Source organism: Paraconexibacter sp. (genome assembly GCF_059438195.1).
In genome coordinates this window covers 1-15,761 of sequence record NZ_JBLKKY010000010.1, presented here as the reverse complement: position 1 = coordinate 15,761, position 15,761 = coordinate 1, and the positions used below count along the sequence as shown (strand labels likewise).

Sequence of the window (15,761 nt, the reverse complement as noted above, 5' to 3'; positions counted from 1 at the left end):
GCAGGAGTACCGTGGCCACGTGTTCGTCGTCACCGCCCGCGCGACCGCTCCCGGACGTCCGGCGGTCGGATGACGCCGCCACCACGTCCGCCCGCACGCGCCGCGGGCCGGCCCCCCGGCCGGTCCGGCGCGGCCCGAGGCGACCTCCTCGCGGCGGCCCGGGACGAGTTCGCCCGCAACGGCTACGCGGCGGCGCGGATGCGCGACATCGTCGACGCGGCCGGCGCGTCGTTCCCGACGCTCTACCACCACTTCGGCAGCAAGGCCGGGCTGTACGCCGCGGTCGCGCGCGAGGTCAACGACGTCGTCCTCGGAGCGTTCGAGGACGCCATCGCCCCACACCGAGAGGTCGTCGAGCGGGTCGACGCGGTCATCGAGGCGACCGTCGCCCTTCAGGCGACCGAACCGACGATCGCGGACTTCGTCGCCGCGGCGCCGGTCGACTTCGCGCGCCATCCCGAGCTCGAGGTCGCCGCCGACGAGATGCACCGGCTCGGCACCTTCGTCGATTCGATCGTCGACGGGGGCGAGCTGCCGCGCGGCACCTCCCGCGCCGAGGCGGCGCAGGCGGCCCTGCTCCTCATCTTCGGGCTCAGCCGGCTTGCGGTGACGACGCCCGCCGACGAATACGCCGCGGCCGCGCAGACGGCGCGCCGCCTCCTCCACGGGACGCTCCTGCGCTGAGCGTCAGCCGGCCGGCGGCCGTGCCTGCGCCGCCTCGAGCGCGCCGACGATCGCGTCAGCGACCTTCGCCGGGGCCGACAGCCCGGGGGCGCCGGTGAGGTGCCCGTGGACCGTGCGCTCGGCGCCCCATACGGCGACGGACGCGTACGCGCGAGCCTCCTCGGCCGTCCAGGCCCGCGTCTCGGGGGCGGAATCCGCCATGATCGCGGCGGCGACCGCGGAGGCGAGACGGTCCACGGCGGCGAGGTAGCGGATACGCAGCGGCTCGACGCGCGGCCAGGCCTGCATCGCCGTGAGGACGAGCTCGCGGTGGGCGCCCGCCTGCCGCACGGCGCGCCGCACTCCGCGTCGCAAGGCCTCCCCGTGACGCATGTCCGCGTCGCCGAAGATCGCGGTCAGGCGGTCGCCCGCCGCGTCCAACGACCCCGCGATCGCCGCGACGAACGCGTCGTCGCAGTCCGAGAAGTGCGTGTAGAACGTCGTGCGGGAGACACCAGCCGCCGCGATGACGCGCGCGACCGTGAGATCCTCGCGTCGCGCGCCGTCCTCCAGGAGACCCGCGACCGCGGCGAGGATCGCCGCCTCTGCGCCACCGGCCGTGCTCACGCGACTACCGCGTGCGTGCTGCCGTAGACCGCCGCGATCCAGCTCTCGCGGATGGCCCGGACCGTCGCGTCGCCGTCCGGGAGCCCGGCGTCGACGCCGCGATGCCCGATGTAGAGCGCCCGCTCCGTCCCCCAGACGAGCATCGCCGCGATCGTCTCGGCCGGCGCGCCCGAGGGGGCCGCGCCGCGTCGCCGCTCGCGACGGATCTGCCGGGCGATCGCCTCGGTGAACGCCCGCGCGATCTCGTCCCACACCTCGCGCAGCGCGGGGTGCACGTCCATCGACTCGACGAGAGCGGCCATCACCGCCCCGTGCTCGAGCCACAGATCGACCGACACGCGCAGGGCAGCGAGCATCGGCTCCGGCGGCGGCGCCGCGTCATCACCGTCCCATTCGCCCGCGCGCGTGTAGATCTCGCCGAAGATGTCGCCGGCGAGCGCGCCGACGACGTCGTACTTCGACGCGAAGTAGAAGTAGAAGCTGCCCTTCGAGACCTCAGCCTCGCGGATGAGCTCGGCGATCTGGATGTCGTGGAGAGAGCGCGTCCGCAGCAGCCGCTCGAGGGCGCTCATGGCAGCACGTTCGACGGAGCTGTCACCACGATGCCGCCGCGGGCGCTGGCGCGGAGGGTGGAGGCCGGCCACCGCGCGAGCCTAGCGCAGGACCGCGCGGAGTCCAGACCGGATGTTCGGTCTGGACTCGCGCGTCAGTGCGCGAGCGCGTGACCGCGGAGCGCGCCCGCGATCGTGCGCGCGACGAGCGCCGGCTCGTCGAGGCCACGGGCGCCGGTGAGGTGACCGTAGACCGCACGCTCGGCCATCCATGCGATCGCCGCGGCGTCGGACGCCGCCGCGCCCTCGGGGAGGAGCAGTTCGCCGACGGTGTCCGCGACGTTCCCGATCGCCGCGAGATACGGGCCGCGCAGCTGCGCGAGGCGCGGCCATTCCTCCATCGCGACGAGAAGGAGCCCGCGATGTCGGGCCGCCGCGACGACGGCCTCCTCGATGACCCGCTCGGCGCTCCCTCCTCCGTTGGGCCCGCAGGCCCGCAGCCCGTCGACGATGATCTCCGTTCCGCGCGCGAGGAACGGGGTCATCGCGGCCGCGAGCGCCGCGTCGACGTCGTCGAACTGGGCGTAGAACGTCCCGCGCGATACGGCGGCGCGGCCGATGATCGCGCGCACCGACAGGTCGTCCCGGCCGTGGCCGTCGGCGAGCAGCGCGAGGACCGCCGAGCGGATCGCCGCCTCGGACGCCGGTCGCGTCGCCGTCCTCACGCGACGGCCCCGACGTCGGCGCCGCGGAGGACCGCCGTCCACAGAGCACGGAGGGTGTCGGTGACGTCGGGCGACGCCGGCGCCGGGGCGCGGTGGAAGACGTAGAGGACACGTTCGGTCCCCAAGGCAAGCGTCGCCGCGACGGTCGCTGCAGGAGGCCCCGGAGGGAGCGTCCCGGCGCGACGCTCCCGCGCGACGAGCGGTTCCAGGGACAGCGCGAAGCGGCCGACGAGCTCACGGTGGACGTCGCGCACGGCCGGCTCGGACGCCGCGCACTCGATGATCGCGACGATGAGATCGGTGTGCTCATCCCACTTGCCCAGGAGCGTGTCGAGGGCATCGAGCACGGTCTCATCGCCGGCACCGTCCGTCCGCGGCGTCGCGAACACGTCCCGGGCGAGGCGCGCGAGGACGTCGTACTTCGACGCGAAGTGGAAGTAGAAGCCCGCACGCGAGACCTCCGCGCGCTCGATCACCTCGGCGACCGCGATGTCCCGGATGCCCCGCTCCGCGAGCAGGCCGGCGAGCGCGCGGGTGCAGGCGCCGTCGACGCCGCCCGGGCGCTCAACAGGCCGCCGTGACCCGCTCATATGTGCCCTGGGCATCGTTCGGCCCGGACTGCTTCGCGCCGGTGGTGATGTCGTTCGCCTCGCCCGGCTTCGGGTACGGGTTCCACCCGGTGAGGTGGACGCCCTGGAAGATCCCGGCGTTGAGGAGCTGGCTGATCGAGTCGCTCGCCTTCACGGTCGGGGAGTCCGCGCCGATCCCGACGTACAGCCGGGCGGCGTGGCCGCTCGCGTCGTAGTAGTTCGTCGCCGAGGCCATACCCGCGACGAGCGACGTGACGTCCTTCGCGTACGGCGCGAGGTAGTCAAGCGCGGGCCGCGCCTCGCAGAGGGTCCGCTCGAGACCGGGGAGGGTCGTCCGCAGCGGGCCCGCCGTCCGCTCGAGGCGGTCGAGGACGCCCTGCAGCGGCGGGGCCGCGCGAGAGATCTCTGCCGTGAGGCGCCGACCCTCGAGCGCGGTCGGCCGCAGCCGTCGGACGGCGGGGTCGAGGTCGTCGATCGCCCGCGAGAGGTTCACGAGGACCGGCGCGACATCGCCCGTCGTCTCGCGCAGGACGCCCGATGTCGACCGCGCCTGGCGGAGCGTCGCGGGGAGCTCGTCGATCACCGTGCGCAGCGCCGCGTCGCGCTCCGCGATCGCGGTGAACGTGCCACGCGCGTCGCGCGCGAACGTGCGCAGCTCGGTCCCGCGAGTGGCGACCGAGCGACCGAGAACGCCGAGGTTGTCGACGAGTCGTGCGACCTCGCGGCGGTCGTCGTCGAGGAGGGCCGCGAGGTTCGACCCCTCGTCGAGGAAGTCGCTGCCGCCCTCGACGAGCGCGTTGAGCTTCTCACCGCGCGAGCCGACCGCGCCGCCGAGGTCCTGGAGGAGCGTGCGCGCCCTCTCCCGGGTCTCCCCCTTGAGGACCGAGAGGATCTCGTCGATCTCGACGTACTCGTTCGCCTGCGCGATCCGCATCGTCGCGCCCTCGGGGAGCATCTCGGCCGAGCGTCCGGGGACGACCTCGAGGTGGTTCTCGCCGACGAGCGAACGCAGCCGAACGCCGACCCGGCTGTCGACCGGGAGGGGCCCGTGATCGGCGTCGACCTCGAGATCCACGCGGACCGCGCTGCCGGCCCGCTCCACCTCGGTGACCCGGCCGACGGTGAGACCGGCGATATGCGCACGTTCGCACCGGGCGCGAGCGTCACGGCGGACGGGACAGTCGCCGACAGCTCGTACGTGTCCTCGCCGAACGACACCCTGCCCGCCGACCACACGACCCAGAGGGCCACGACGAGGGCCGCGATGGGCAGGCTCACGAGGAGCGTGGGGGCGCGGGAGACGCGACTCATGGCGTTCCCGCCTTCGGCTTCGTCGTCGTGCAGGTGTCCTTGCCGGGGACGAGGCTCGGGTCACGCGCGAGCGTCGCGGAGCCGAGGCTCGCGACGAGGTCACCACGCACGGTCGCGCCATGGTCGTCCTCGAACTTCGTCACCGAGGGCGTCCACTGGAAGAAGTTCTGGACCGCCTTCGTCACGGTGCAGCGGTCGAGGGCCTCCGTGACGTGGTCGATCGCGCCGATCTGCGGTCGCAGGGCGCCGATCGCCTCGTCGAGACGAGCGGCGACGGGGCGCAGCTCGACGGTGAGCGGTCGCAGCCGCTCGACGGGCTCCTGGAGCGCGTCGACGGCCGGGGCCGCGTCACCCGCGAGCCCACGGACGGCGGAGAGTCCGTCCGGGAGCTGCCGAGCGGTCGGCCCCAGGCCGGTGAGCGCCGCGTCGACGTCGGGAAGGACCTCGCGTACGGTCGCGAAGCTCGACTCGAGCGCCCCGAGGGTGCCGGGCAGCGCGGCGAGCGTGCGGTCGAGGTCGCCGTCGGCGGACTCGAGGGTCCGGAGCGTCGCGCCGCCCTCCCGGACGAGCTCGCGGATCGCCTCCTCGCGGCGGGCGAGCTCGTCGGTGAGGACCCCCGTGTTGGTGATGAGCCGCCGCGTCGCGCGCTGGCGGCGCTCCACCTGGCGGGCGATCCGATCGACGATCGCGACCGTCGGGGCGAGCTCGGCGAACGCCGCCCGCAGCCGTGCACCCCCGTCCTCGAGGCCGCCGCCGAGCTCGTCGAGCATCGTCGAGAGGTTCGCGCGCACCCGCGGCTCGAAGACCCCGAGCACGTCGGCGACGTCCTCGGAGGTGTCGGTCTGGGCCGGCGCGAGCGGCTCGTCCTCGTCGGCGAGCCCGGCCTCCGGCGTCCCGCGGTCGACGACGTCGATGATCATGTCCTGGAGGGCGGTGTTCGGCCGCAGCCGTGCCTGCGCGTCCTTGTAGATCGGGCCGAGGTCGCCGTCGAAGTCCGCGGTGATGACCGCCACTCCGTCGCGCAGCTCGACGTCGCCGATGCGCCCGGCCGGCAGGCCCTTCACGGTCACCTCGTTGGCGCTCGGGACGACCGCGCGCGCCGTGTCGACCTGGAAGGCCACGGTCTGGCGCTCGGCGAGGGGATCGACGCCCACCTCCGAGAGGACGTACCCCCAGAGGCCGAGCGCGAGCGCCGTCGCGACGACGATGACGACGACCGGACCACGCGAGCGCTTCGCCTCGAGCCGGAGGCGGTCAGCGGTGATGCGGTCGCTGAGGTTCTCGCGCACGCGGCTCACGGCGCACCTCCGAGCAGGTCGCCGAAGCCCTGAGTGAGGAGCTCGCAGCTCACGAGGTCGTCCGCCCGGGTCGGGTCCGTGAGGAACGTCTTGCACGGGAGCGCCTGGATGGGACGCTCCCCGAACTGCGCGGAGAGCTTCACGAGGTGACCGCCCTTGTCGAAGCGGGACGCGACGCTCGTGAGCCCGGCGAAGGTCGGGCCGATCATCTGGTAGGCGGGCCGCTCGGAGATCGGGTCGATCTCGGCGAGCCGCGGGAGGATCTTCTCGTCGAGGCGGGCGATGCTCGGCGCGATCGCCTCGAGCATCGGGGAGCCGTTCGTCGCCGCGCGGGCGAGCGACGTCACGGCCGGCCGCAGCGAGACGAGAAGCGGCTTCGCGCGGTCGAGCAGGCGGTCTGCATCGACGAGCACGGGACGCAGCGCGTCGACAGCGGGAGCGATCTCACCGGCGGGCTCGCGCAGGTCGGCGAGGAGCGGGTCGGCGAGGGCGAGGGTCGAGTCGAGGCGCGCGAGCGTCTCCCTCGCCTGCGGCATGACGCGCGCGCCGCGCGTGAGCACCGCGCGGATGTCGGCCTCCCGACGAGCGGTCGTGCGCAGGGTCGCCGCGGCCCCCTCGACGACGTCGCGCAGCGGCTCGTCGCGACCGTCGAGGGCGTCGACCGCGCGGCGCGTGCTCGAGACGAGGGCGGGGAGATCGCCGGCTCGCTCGCCGCGCAGGGCGCGCACCGCGGCGCTCGCCCGCGGCGATGTCTCGCCGAGAGCGTCGAGCACGCGGGCGGGCGCGTCGGGATCGTCGAAGGCCTCGGGCACCTCGGCGAGCGTCGACCGCAGGCCGGCGATCTCGCGCTCGCGGAACACCTGCAGCACGTCGTCGACATCGACCTGACCGTCGGTTCGCGAGGCGGGCAGGACGCGATCGCCGAGGACGGGCGCCCCGGGCGACCCGCGGTCGAGGTCGACCGCGAGCGAGCCGCCGAGGACGGTGCGGGCGCGGACGACGGCGCGCGCGTCCTCGTGGACGGGCATCGCCTCGTCGCCCACCTCGAGCTCGACGGTGGCCGTGCGGCCGTCCTCGTCGAGGTTCATGTCGGTGACGCGCCCGACCTGGACGCCGGCGACGCGGACCGGGTCTCCCACGTTGAGGCGACCGGGGTTCTCGAACTGGACCCGGACCTTCTCGCCACCGCCCTGGAAGGCCCCCGGGAGGACGCCGCCGAAGACGAGCAGGGAGATCGCGGCGATCACGAGGAGGACGAGCAGTCCGAGCCGCTCCTTCGCGGCGGTTCCGAGGCGCTCGGTCATGGCTGCCCGTTCCCGGCGACGACAGGAAGGAGGTCGCCCGTGTACTCGCGGCCCGGCGAGTACTTGCAGGCGCCGGGGTAGACGTCCTGCTCGACGAGCGGTTCCGGGGTGAGGGTCTGCCCGAGGCCGGAGATGAAGTCCGGCCCGGCGATCGCGGTGACGCGGAAGTTGTGGAGCGGGCCGAAGTCGAAGCCGGCGTCCTGACCCCAGCCGAGAGCGCTGTGCCAGTTGTCGCCGAGGTTGACGAGGTCGCAGCCGTACGGACCGACCGTGCGGACGATCTCTCCGATCGGGTCGAGCGCCTCGCCGGTCGGCGCGAGCTGAGGACGCAGCGCGGAGGTGAGCCCGAGGGTCGGCGGGATCGCCTCACGGGCCGCCCCGACGAGCGCGGCGGCGCGACGCAGCGGGACGTCCGCGGTGTCGAGGAGGACGCTCGTCTCGCGCAGCGCCTGGGGAGCCACGGGGAGCGTGCGGTTCACCGATCGCGCGAGGGCGCGGGCCGACGCGAGGACGCGACGGCCGTCACGGAGCGCGGGGGTCGCCGCCGCGAGCGTCGGGGGCAGCTCGTCGAGCGTCTCCCGGACCCCGTCGCGCTCCTGCGCGAAGACGCGCGCGGTCGCGGAGGCGGGAGGGAGCATCCGCGCGAGGTCGTCGGACGACGCCTCGGTCGCCTCGGCGGCACCCGCGAGCGACGGGACGAGCGTCCGCGCGGCGTCCGCGCGGTCGAGGACCGCGTCGATGACGCGGCGTGCGTCGCGCTGCCCCTCGGGGAGCACGCGGAGCCCGTCGTTGAGACCGTCGCCCCGCGTCGCGAGGCCCTGCCCGAGCCCGCCGAGCGTCGCCCGCAGCCCCCCGCGCGTCTCGGCGTCGAACGTGTCGAGGACGTCGGGGACGCCGGAGGTGAGCGAGTCCTCGCCCCCCTCGAGGGTCGCGCCGTCGGCGAGGGCGTCGGGGCTCTCGCCGGCGACGATCTCGAGGTAGCGCTGGCCGAGGAGACCGCGGGCCCGGACCGCGACGGTCGAGTCCGCCGGGAGAGACCCGGTGCCGGGATCGAGCTTCAGCTCGACCTCGGCGCGGCGCCCACGAGGCCGGACCTCGATGACCTGGCCGATGCGGATGCCGCGCACCCGGACCTCGTTGTGGGGCTGGAGGTTGCCCGCGTCGGGGACGACGGCGGTGAGCTCGGTGTAGGCGCGGCCGGGGAGGCCGTCGGGCGACCGCAGCGCGATCCCGACGAGGACCGCGAGGACGACGGCGACGACGAGCCCCACGAGGGCGACGGTCGTCGCGGGGGGATGGTCGCGGCGCGGCCGGCGTGTCGTGCGACCGCTCATGGGGCGAGGAGGAAGTCGAGGAGATCGTCGGATCCGGAGCCGCCCGACGGAGCGGCGGTCGACGCCTCCGGCGGACGCTTGGCGCCGAGTCCGCCGAGGACGCCGTCGAGCACCCCGCCGACGGCCTCGAGGGGCTTCTCGAGCGCGTCCTCGACCGGACGCAGCAGCTCGGGGACCGGACGCTTCTCCGGCGTCGCGGGCGCACCGGACTCCGGCGCCGGGGTCGTGGGCGTCGACGGCGCCGCCTTCTTCGGCCGCGTGCGCCGCGGGGTCGCCGGATCGTCGGCGGTGAGGCGCTTCGTGAGGCTGTCGATGAGGTCGCGCGTGATCGTCACGTGTCCGCGGAAGGCGTGGCCGACGGCGTCACGGGCCTGGATCGTGCGGGCCCAGCCCTGAAGGAGCCCGAGGAGGTCCTCGATGCCGTCGTCGGCGGCCTTCGTCACCGCGGCGCTGTCGCCGATGACCTCGGCCGCCTCGGCGGCGACGGGGCGCGCCTCGGCGAGCACGGGCGTCGCGTTCCTTCCGAGGTCGGTGAGGAGGGGCGCCGCCTTCCGTGCCTGGGAGAGCGCCGGGCCGGCGGCGGTTCGGAAGCCCGGGAGCTCGGCGAGCGTGCGCTCGAGCTGCGGCGCCGTCCGGGTGAGGGTGCGCGCCGCCGGACCGAGCGGGGCGGCGGTCGCATCGAGGTCGGTGAGGAGCGCCCGCAGCTCGCCGAGGGCGCCGGGGGCGCGGGCGAGGGTCGCCCGCAGCTCCGCGCGCCGACCCGAGACGGTCTCCATCGCCTCGCCGGCGTCGTCGACGAGCTGTGTGAGCGCCTCGCGCTCGGCGGTGAGGCGCGAGATCGCCGCGTCCGAGGAGGTGAGGAGCCGCTCGAGGGTCCGGTTGTCGGAGACGAGATCGCCGAAGAGGGCGTTGATGTCAGCGATGAACGGGGGGAGGTTCCGGATCGACGCGCGCAGGTCCGCGCGGCGGCCGCGGAAGGCGCCGCCCGCCTCGTTGAGGAGGATCTCGAGGCGCGTGCGGGTATCGGCGTCGAGGACGTCGAGCACCTCGTCCAGCTCCGTGGACACCCCGATGCGCTGCCGCGGGATCCGCGCGCCGTCGGCGAGCGGCTGCGCCGCCTCCCCCGGGTCGAGGTCGACGAACTTCGCGCCGACGAGGTTGACCGAGCTGATCGACGCACGCGCCCCCTTCCCGGCCGTGACGACGTCGTCCTGCAGCTCGAGCTCGGCGACGACGCGATCCGCCGCGTCGAGCCGGAGCTCGCCGACCTCGCCGACCTCCGCCCCGCCGACCTTCACCGGCGACCCCTCTCGGATACCGGCGGCGTTGTCGAGCTCGAGGAGGACGGACGTCGTGTCGGACCCACCGACGTCCGACATGGACGCGACGACGCCGATGAGGACGGCGACGAGAGCGGCGAGCGCGAGGCGCGACGCGGTCATCGCCCGCCTCCGGGCGCGATCTTCAGCTCCGGATCGTTGGCGACCTCGAGCACGCCCTCACCGACCCCGCACTCCTCGAGGTACCACGGCTGACCGAGGAGCTGACCGGGCGGCCGCGGGAACGCGATGTTGACGAGCGAGTCGAGCGCCGGCGGGACGACCGGGAGTGCGTTGGGAAACGGGAGCGCCGTCGCGACGATGCGGGCGTACTTGTCCTGCGGATCCCCCTGGGAGAGGAAGCTCGTCCACGTCGAGGCCATCCCGGCGATCTCCGGCGCGTAGGGCCGGATGCACTCGAGCTGGCGTCCGGCCTCGGTGAGGACGGACGCGATGCCGGGCGACAGCCCGCGCAGGCGGTCGAGGAGCCCGCCGATGTCGGGGGAGGCCTCGCGCGCCGTGCGCAGCGTCGCGCGGGCGGTCGGCGCGACGTCGGTGAGCGTCATGAGCGTCCCGTTGAGCGGGGCGGCCGCCCGCCGCACGGACGCGACCCCCGGTCGCAGGTCGCGGGTGACGTCGCGCGCCGCACGCAGCGTGCCGTCCGCGCGGGCGAGCGTCGCGCGGCCCTGGGTGAGGAGGGCGGGGGTGCGCTCGAGCAGCTCCTGCAGCCGCTCGGCGCGGTCGTTCGTCGCGGCGAACGTCGCCGCCGCGCCGTCGAGGATCTCGCCGATGCCGCCGTCCGACGTGACGAGGGTGTCGACGACGCGGTCGGTCGACACGAGCAGCCCGTGGAGATCCGCCTCGTTCGCGCTGAGGTCGCGGAAGAGCGCGTTGACCTGCGCGAGCGTGTCGGGCGTGCGGTCGATCGTCGCGGCGAGGCCGTCCCGCGCGCGGTCGAGGGTGCGTGAGGTGCTCGCCACCGTGTCGCGGAGGTCCCGGCGGGTGGGTCCGTCGAACGCCCGCAGGAGCTGGTCGACCTCGACGGGGCTCACCGTCTCGACCTCGCCGCCCTCGGGGATCGACCCACCGGAGGCGCGCGGGAGATCGAGCTCGATCCAGCGCCCGCTGTAGGCGATCGTGCTCCCGAACCGCGGCCGGGCCTGCGCCCCCTCGGGCAGCGGCCAGATCCGGTCGTCGATCCGCAGGACGACCTCGGCGCGGCCGTCCGGAGTCGCCTCGACGTCGGCGACCTCGCCGACGACCTGGCCGGCGCTGCGCACCTCGATCCCGGCGATGACGTCGCCGGCGGATGCGAAGTCGGCGCGGACCTCGTGGCCGTCGTCCCCGCCGGAGAGGGCGAGGACGGCGACCACCAGGGCCGCGACGGCGGCGACGAGCCAGCGCCCCACGACTCAGCCGCCGATCGGGAGCTTGAGGTCGGTCCCGTACACGCCGAGGACCGCGACGCCGGTCACGATGTGGATGAGGACGAGGTTGACGAGGAGCGATCGGGCGACGGCGCGTCCGACGCCGGCGGGGCCGCCGCTCGCGCGGTACCCGTAGTACGTCGAGACGAGGACGATGACGACCGCGACGAGGACCATGAGCCCGAAGCCGAAGAGGAGCGTCGGGATCGACTGCATCGTCCAGTTCGACCGGAAGAACGCCTCCTCCGGGAGCGCGTTGAGGACCGGGATGGCGTTGAACCACGCGCCCGCGAGGAACGTGACGATCGCGACCGCACACGCGATCGGGACGAAGACGAGCGCGCCGACGAGCCGGGTCCCGACGATGTAGCGCATCGGGTTGACGCCCTCGGACTCGAGCGCGTCGATCTCCTCGTTGATGCGCATCGCGCCGATCTCGGACGTGAGACCGCAGCCGACCTTCGCCGCGAACGCGTAGCCGAAGATGACGGGGATGGCGAGGCGGATGCCGCCGATCCCGGGGACGATGCCGGTGAAGTCCGCGGCGCCCGCGGCCCGCAGGAAGTAGTAGCCGAAGTTCGTCGCCGAGAAGCCGATCGCGAAGGCGAGGACCGCGATCATGAGCGTGCTGCCGCGGATGAGGATCGACGCCTGCCGCAGGATCTCGGAGAAGTAGCGCGCGGAGGTCGGGGCGAGGCGGACCGCGTCGGCGGAGAACGCGGTGAGGTCACCGGCCTCCCGGCTGAGGTTGCGCAGCGGCGACGGCTTGCGGGCGAGCGCCACGTCAGCCCCTCAGCTCGAGCACGGTCGGGAACGTCGAGAGGAACACGGCGTTCCAGAGGCTGTTGAGCAGCCAGATGCTCACGAAGGTGATGACGACGCTCTCGTTGACCGCGCGGCCGACGCCCTCGGTCCCGCCCTTCGCCGTGAGGCCCTTGTACGCGGAGACGACGCCGACGATCGCGCCCGTGAGCATGAGGCGCAGGAGGAACGAGAGGAGGTCGGGGATCGTGAGGAAGTCCCGCATGACGTCGACGTAGACCGCCGGCTCGAGGTTCTCCATGAGGACCGGCGAGACGAGGTAGAGCAGGCCGATCGCGTTGAAGAGCGCGAGGAGCCCGAGGAGCGGCGCGAGGAACACGAGCGCCATGACGCGCGGGACGACGAGGCGCAGGACGGGATCGACGCCGAGGACCTTCACCGCGTCGAGCTCCTCGCGGATCTTGCTCGCGCCGAGGTCGGCGGTCATCGCGCTGCCGAGGACCCCGGCGAACACCATTCCCGTGACCCAGTAGCCGGTCTCGCGCGTCCATCCGACCGCCATCGCCGCACCCATGCGGTCCGAGGTGCCGAGCACCTCGATGATGCCGCCGATGACCGCGATGATGAGCCCGACGGCGAAGAACGACATCGAGAGGACGAGCGGCGGGATGCAGCGCCGGATGCCCGTCTCGCACTCGGCGAGGCACTCGCGCCGCCAGCTGAACGGCGGCCGCAGCACCGCGCGCCCGATCGCGACTGCGAGCGACGCCGTCCCGTGGAGGGTCTCGAGGCTCTTGAAGCCGGGCGCGGCGCGCAGGCGCTCGTCCGTCGTGCGCGGCACGGCGGGAGCGGCGATCCGCGGGCGGGACCCGGCCTCCATCAGTCCATCCCGAGGGGGCCGGAGGAGAGCGCCGAGAGGAACTGCTGGACGAAGGGATCCTCGGACTCCCACAGCTCGTCGGCGGGACCGGATTCGACGACCCGCCCGTCGTAGAGCACGTAGACGTGGTCGCAGATCGCCCGTACGAGACTGAGGTTGTGGGTGATGACGAGCATCGTGCCGCCGAGGGCGGCGTGGCGGTCGACGAGCAGATCGCCGAGCAGCGCGGTGCGGACGGGGTCGAGGCCGGAGTCGGGCTCGTCGCAGATGACGATGGGCGGGTCGAGGGCGAGCGCGCGGGCGAGTCCCGCGCGCTTGCGCATGCCGCCGGAGAGCTCGGACGGGGAGCGGTGCGCAGCGTCGGCGAGACCCACGGCGTCGAGCTGCTCGTGCGCGATCTCGAGGATCTCCGGCTCGTGGAGCGAAGTGTGCTGGCGCAGCGGGAACGCGACGTTGTCGAGGACGTCCATCGAGCTGAAGAGCGCCCCGTCCTGGAACATGAGGCCGATGTCGCGCCGGAGGGCGAGGATCTCCGCGTGCGACATCCCGCCGAGGTCGCGGCCCTCCACGAGGACATGGCCGGCGTCCGGCTTCCACAGCCCGATGAGGTGGCGGATGAGCACGCTCTTGCCGGTGCCGGACGGGCCGAGCACCGCCGAGATGCACCCGGTCGGGATCTCGAGGTCGACGCCGTCGAGCACGGCGCGGCCAGCGAGGACCTTCTTGAGGCCTCGGGTCTCGATGACGTGTCGCGTCTCCGTCGCCAGGGTCACGATCGATCGCCAACGTAGTCACGCCCCTCCGCCTTCGCGCCCCCCGCCCATGAGGGGATTAGGAGGAAGGGCGCGAGCGGCCGACGAGTCGTCAGGACGGGATGTACGTTCCGGCGCGTGGACTCTCCCTTACCGCCCCCGTCCGCCGACGCCGTCGAGCGCGCCTACCACGACCACAACGCGCGCTGCCTCGCCTGCGGGGCCGACAACCCGCTGTCGCTGCGCTTCGCTCCGCCCCATGAGCCTGACGGGCTCGTCGCGACGGTCCGCTTCACCGAGGCGCACGAGGGCGGCATCGGCGTCGCGCACGGCGGCGCCGTCGCGACGGCGATGGACGGGGCCCTCGGTCGCGCCGCCTGCGTCCTGCGGGTGGAGCACTGCGTGACCGCGCGACTCGAGCTCGACTTCCGCGCGCCGGTCGGCCTCGGCGAGTACCTCGTGCGCACCCGCGTCGTGGAGACGGACGGCCGCAAGAGCTGGATGACGGGTGAGCTGCTCGGTCCCGGGGACGCGGTGCTCGCGCAGGCGCGCGGCCTCTTCGTCGCCGTCGCCCCCGCCCTCGCGGGCCCGCCGGGTTGACGGGCGGCCCCCGTCCCTGCTCTGATGTGAACATGGCGTCCGAACCGAGCGTCAAGTCACGCGTGCCGGAGCTCTTCGCCGTCGGCGCCGCCGCACGACCCGACCAGCCGTGCCTCGTCCACGAGGGGGCGACCCGCACGTTCGCGCAGGTCGAGCAGCGCATCGCGCAGACCGCCGGCGCGCTGCGGGCCGCAGGAGTCGATGGGGGTGACCGGGTCGTCCTCCTCGCGTTCAACGAGATGGAGTCCTTCGAGCTGCAGGCCGCCTGCCAGCGGATCGAGGCGATCTTCGTCCCGGTCAACTTCCGGCTCGCGGCCGGCGAGGTCGCCGACGTCCTCTCCGACGCAGACCCCGCGCTCCTCGTCCACGGCCCTGGGCTCGACGCGCTCGTTCCCGGCGGGCTCGCCCACCCGGTCTGGCACCTCGGTGCCGGCGGGGTCGGAGACTCGCACGAGGACGCCCTCGTCGCCGCCGACCCGATCGGTCGCCTCCCCGACGGCCTCGACCCCGACGCCGTCGCCCACTTCCTCTACACGAGCGGCACGACCGGCCGCGCGAAGGGCGCGATGGTGACGAACGCGGCCCTCGCCTGCCGGGTCGACGCGATCGCCCGCGGCCTCGAGGCGCGGCCCGACGATGTCCTCCTGCAGTCCGGCCCGCTCTTCCACCTCACATGCACGATCTCGCTCGCCACACTCGGCGCCGGTGGGACGCACGTCTCCCTGCGCGGCTTCGACCCGGGCGGCTGGTTCGACCTCGTGCGGGAGCACGGCGTGACCAAGGCGTTCCTCGCCCCCGCGATGATGCAGGCGGTCGTCGCCGCCGACCCCGGCCCGCACGACACGTCGCTCGAGCTCGTCATGTACGGGGCGTCGCCGATGACCGAGACGCTGCTGCGCCGGGCCCGCGAGGCGTTCGCCTGCGACTTCGTCCAGATGTACGGCATGACCGAGACGGGCGCCGCCACCCTCCTCGGGAGGGCCGAGCACCGCGACGAGTCCTCTCCGGTGCGACTGTCGGCCGGGCGCACGAGCGAGGTCTACGACGTCGAGGTGCGGCGCGCCGACGGGTCGACCGCGGACCCGGGCGAGACCGGAGAGGTCGTGCTGCGCTCCGCCGGGCTCATGACCGGGTACTGGCGCGCCGAGGAGGCGACGGCCGAGGCCGTCCGGGACGGATGGATGCACACCGGGGACGCCGGGCACCTCGACGCCGACGGCTACCTGTTCATCACCGACCGCATCAAGGACATCGTCATCACCGGGGGCGAGAACGTCTCGGCGCGCGAGGTCGAGGAGGCGCTCTCCGCCCACCCGTCCGTCGCCGACGTCACCGTCATCGGCGTGCCGGACGAGCAGTGGGGCCAGCGGGTCCACGCCGTCGTCGTCCCGGCCGGCGAGGAGCCGCTCGACGAGTCCGTGCTCGACGGATGGTGTCGCGAGCGGCTCGCGGGCTACAAGCGGCCGCGCAGCTACGAGACGATCGAGGCGCTCCCGCGCAACGCGATGGGCAAGGTCCTCAAGCGCACGCTGCGTGACGAGCGCGGCGCCGGGATCCGCTAGATGTAAGTCCCGAGCAGGTTGTTCAGCCGTTGGACGGGTGGTTGTCGGCCGATGGC

The 15,761-nt window shown here is 74.0% G+C and carries 16 protein-coding genes; 3 read left to right on the top strand and 13 right to left on the bottom strand.

The features are described from left to right. Positions 1 to 69: 69 nt before the first annotated feature. Positions 70 to 684 carry a TetR/AcrR family transcriptional regulator gene (locus ACME2J_RS05445; RefSeq protein ID WP_495543866.1) on the top strand — a complete coding sequence of 205 codons (615 nt, stop codon included), beginning with the start codon at positions 70 to 72 and terminating at the stop codon, positions 682 to 684. Positions 685 to 687: 3 nt separating this feature from the next. On the opposite strand, the gene ACME2J_RS05440 is transcribed toward ACME2J_RS05445, so the two are convergent. The 13 genes from ACME2J_RS05440 to ACME2J_RS05380 form a co-directional block, all read right to left on the bottom strand. Next, a complete protein-coding gene (locus ACME2J_RS05440) occupies positions 688 to 1,290 on the bottom strand; it encodes a TetR/AcrR family transcriptional regulator (RefSeq protein WP_495543865.1) in 603 nt (200 codons plus the stop codon). Beyond that, the gene (locus ACME2J_RS05435; protein WP_495543864.1) at positions 1,287 to 1,862 is read right to left on the bottom strand and encodes a TetR/AcrR family transcriptional regulator; all 576 of its coding nucleotides are present in this window, start codon (positions 1,860 to 1,862) and stop codon (positions 1,287 to 1,289) included. The genes ACME2J_RS05440 and ACME2J_RS05435 overlap by 4 nt, the downstream gene beginning before the upstream one ends. A 134-nt stretch (positions 1,863 to 1,996) precedes the next feature. Further along, positions 1,997 to 2,566 carry a hypothetical protein gene (locus tag ACME2J_RS05430; RefSeq protein ID WP_495543863.1) on the bottom strand — a complete coding sequence of 190 codons (570 nt, stop codon included), beginning with the start codon at positions 2,564 to 2,566 and terminating at the stop codon, positions 1,997 to 1,999. Then, positions 2,563 to 3,156 carry a TetR/AcrR family transcriptional regulator gene (locus ACME2J_RS05425; RefSeq protein ID WP_495543862.1) on the bottom strand — a complete coding sequence of 198 codons (594 nt, stop codon included), beginning with the start codon at positions 3,154 to 3,156 and terminating at the stop codon, positions 2,563 to 2,565. Before ACME2J_RS05425 ends, ACME2J_RS05430 begins: the two co-directional genes overlap by 4 nt. Next, entirely contained in the window at positions 3,131 to 4,390 is a 1,260-nt protein-coding gene (locus ACME2J_RS05420) for an MlaD family protein (RefSeq protein WP_495543861.1), read from the bottom strand. The genes ACME2J_RS05425 and ACME2J_RS05420 overlap by 26 nt, the downstream gene beginning before the upstream one ends. A gap of 73 nt (positions 4,391 to 4,463) precedes the next feature. After that, positions 4,464 to 5,765, bottom strand: a complete 1,302-nt coding sequence (locus tag ACME2J_RS05415) for an Mce/MlaD family protein (protein ID WP_495543860.1) — start codon at positions 5,763 to 5,765, stop codon at positions 4,464 to 4,466. Further along, positions 5,762 to 7,069, bottom strand: coding sequence for an MlaD family protein (locus ACME2J_RS05410; RefSeq protein ID WP_495543859.1), 1,308 nt, complete (start codon positions 7,067 to 7,069; stop codon positions 5,762 to 5,764). The genes ACME2J_RS05415 and ACME2J_RS05410 overlap by 4 nt, the downstream gene beginning before the upstream one ends. Beyond that, positions 7,066 to 8,403 carry an MlaD family protein gene (locus ACME2J_RS05405; protein WP_495543858.1) on the bottom strand — a complete coding sequence of 446 codons (1,338 nt, stop codon included), beginning with the start codon at positions 8,401 to 8,403 and terminating at the stop codon, positions 7,066 to 7,068. Before ACME2J_RS05405 ends, ACME2J_RS05410 begins: the two co-directional genes overlap by 4 nt. Further along, positions 8,400 to 9,845, bottom strand: a complete 1,446-nt coding sequence (locus ACME2J_RS05400; RefSeq protein WP_495543857.1) for an MlaD family protein — start codon at positions 9,843 to 9,845, stop codon at positions 8,400 to 8,402. Before ACME2J_RS05400 ends, ACME2J_RS05405 begins: the two co-directional genes overlap by 4 nt. Then, positions 9,842 to 11,131 (bottom strand): MlaD family protein, encoded by a 1,290-nt coding sequence (locus ACME2J_RS05395; protein ID WP_495543856.1) that lies wholly within the window; start codon positions 11,129 to 11,131, stop codon positions 9,842 to 9,844. The genes ACME2J_RS05400 and ACME2J_RS05395 overlap by 4 nt, the downstream gene beginning before the upstream one ends. A 3-nt stretch (positions 11,132 to 11,134) precedes the next feature. After that, on the bottom strand, positions 11,135 to 11,932 hold the full coding sequence (locus tag ACME2J_RS05390) for an MlaE family ABC transporter permease (protein ID WP_495543855.1): 798 nt from the start codon (positions 11,930 to 11,932) through the stop codon (positions 11,135 to 11,137). A 1-nt stretch (position 11,933) separates the two neighbouring features. Then, a complete protein-coding gene (locus ACME2J_RS05385; protein WP_495543854.1) occupies positions 11,934 to 12,791 on the bottom strand; it encodes an MlaE family ABC transporter permease in 858 nt (285 codons plus the stop codon). Beyond that, positions 12,791 to 13,564 (bottom strand): ABC transporter ATP-binding protein, encoded by a 774-nt coding sequence (locus ACME2J_RS05380; RefSeq protein ID WP_495543853.1) that lies wholly within the window; start codon positions 13,562 to 13,564, stop codon positions 12,791 to 12,793. Before ACME2J_RS05380 ends, ACME2J_RS05385 begins: the two co-directional genes overlap by 1 nt. A gap of 117 nt (positions 13,565 to 13,681) precedes the next feature. Here ACME2J_RS05380 and ACME2J_RS05375 point away from each other — a divergent pair, with 117 nt between their 5' ends. Further along, positions 13,682 to 14,143, top strand: coding sequence for a PaaI family thioesterase (locus ACME2J_RS05375; protein WP_495543852.1), 462 nt, complete (start codon positions 13,682 to 13,684; stop codon positions 14,141 to 14,143). Positions 14,144 to 14,175: 32 nt separating this feature from the next. Next, entirely contained in the window at positions 14,176 to 15,705 is a 1,530-nt protein-coding gene (locus tag ACME2J_RS05370) for an AMP-binding protein (protein ID WP_495543851.1), read from the top strand. The last annotated feature ends 56 nt before the right edge of the window (positions 15,706 to 15,761 follow it).

Excerpts from the sequence above, each read along its gene's own strand:
- ACME2J_RS05445 (WP_495543866.1), top strand. The coding sequence starts at position 70 with ATGACGCCGCCACCACGTCCGCCCGCACGCGCCGCGGGCCGGCCCCCC.
- ACME2J_RS05435 (WP_495543864.1), bottom strand. The coding sequence starts at position 1,862 with ATGAGCGCCCTCGAGCGGCTGCTGCGGACGCGCTCTCTCCACGACATC.
- ACME2J_RS05425 (WP_495543862.1), bottom strand. The coding sequence starts at position 3,156 with ATGAGCGGGTCACGGCGGCCTGTTGAGCGCCCGGGCGGCGTCGACGGC.
- ACME2J_RS05410 (WP_495543859.1), bottom strand. The coding sequence starts at position 7,069 with ATGACCGAGCGCCTCGGAACCGCCGCGAAGGAGCGGCTCGGACTGCTC.
- ACME2J_RS05405 (WP_495543858.1), bottom strand. The coding sequence starts at position 8,403 with ATGAGCGGTCGCACGACACGCCGGCCGCGCCGCGACCATCCCCCCGCG.
- ACME2J_RS05400 (WP_495543857.1), bottom strand. The coding sequence starts at position 9,845 with ATGACCGCGTCGCGCCTCGCGCTCGCCGCTCTCGTCGCCGTCCTCATC.
- ACME2J_RS05385 (WP_495543854.1), bottom strand. The coding sequence starts at position 12,791 with ATGGAGGCCGGGTCCCGCCCGCGGATCGCCGCTCCCGCCGTGCCGCGC.
- ACME2J_RS05370 (WP_495543851.1), top strand. The coding sequence starts at position 14,176 with ATGGCGTCCGAACCGAGCGTCAAGTCACGCGTGCCGGAGCTCTTCGCC.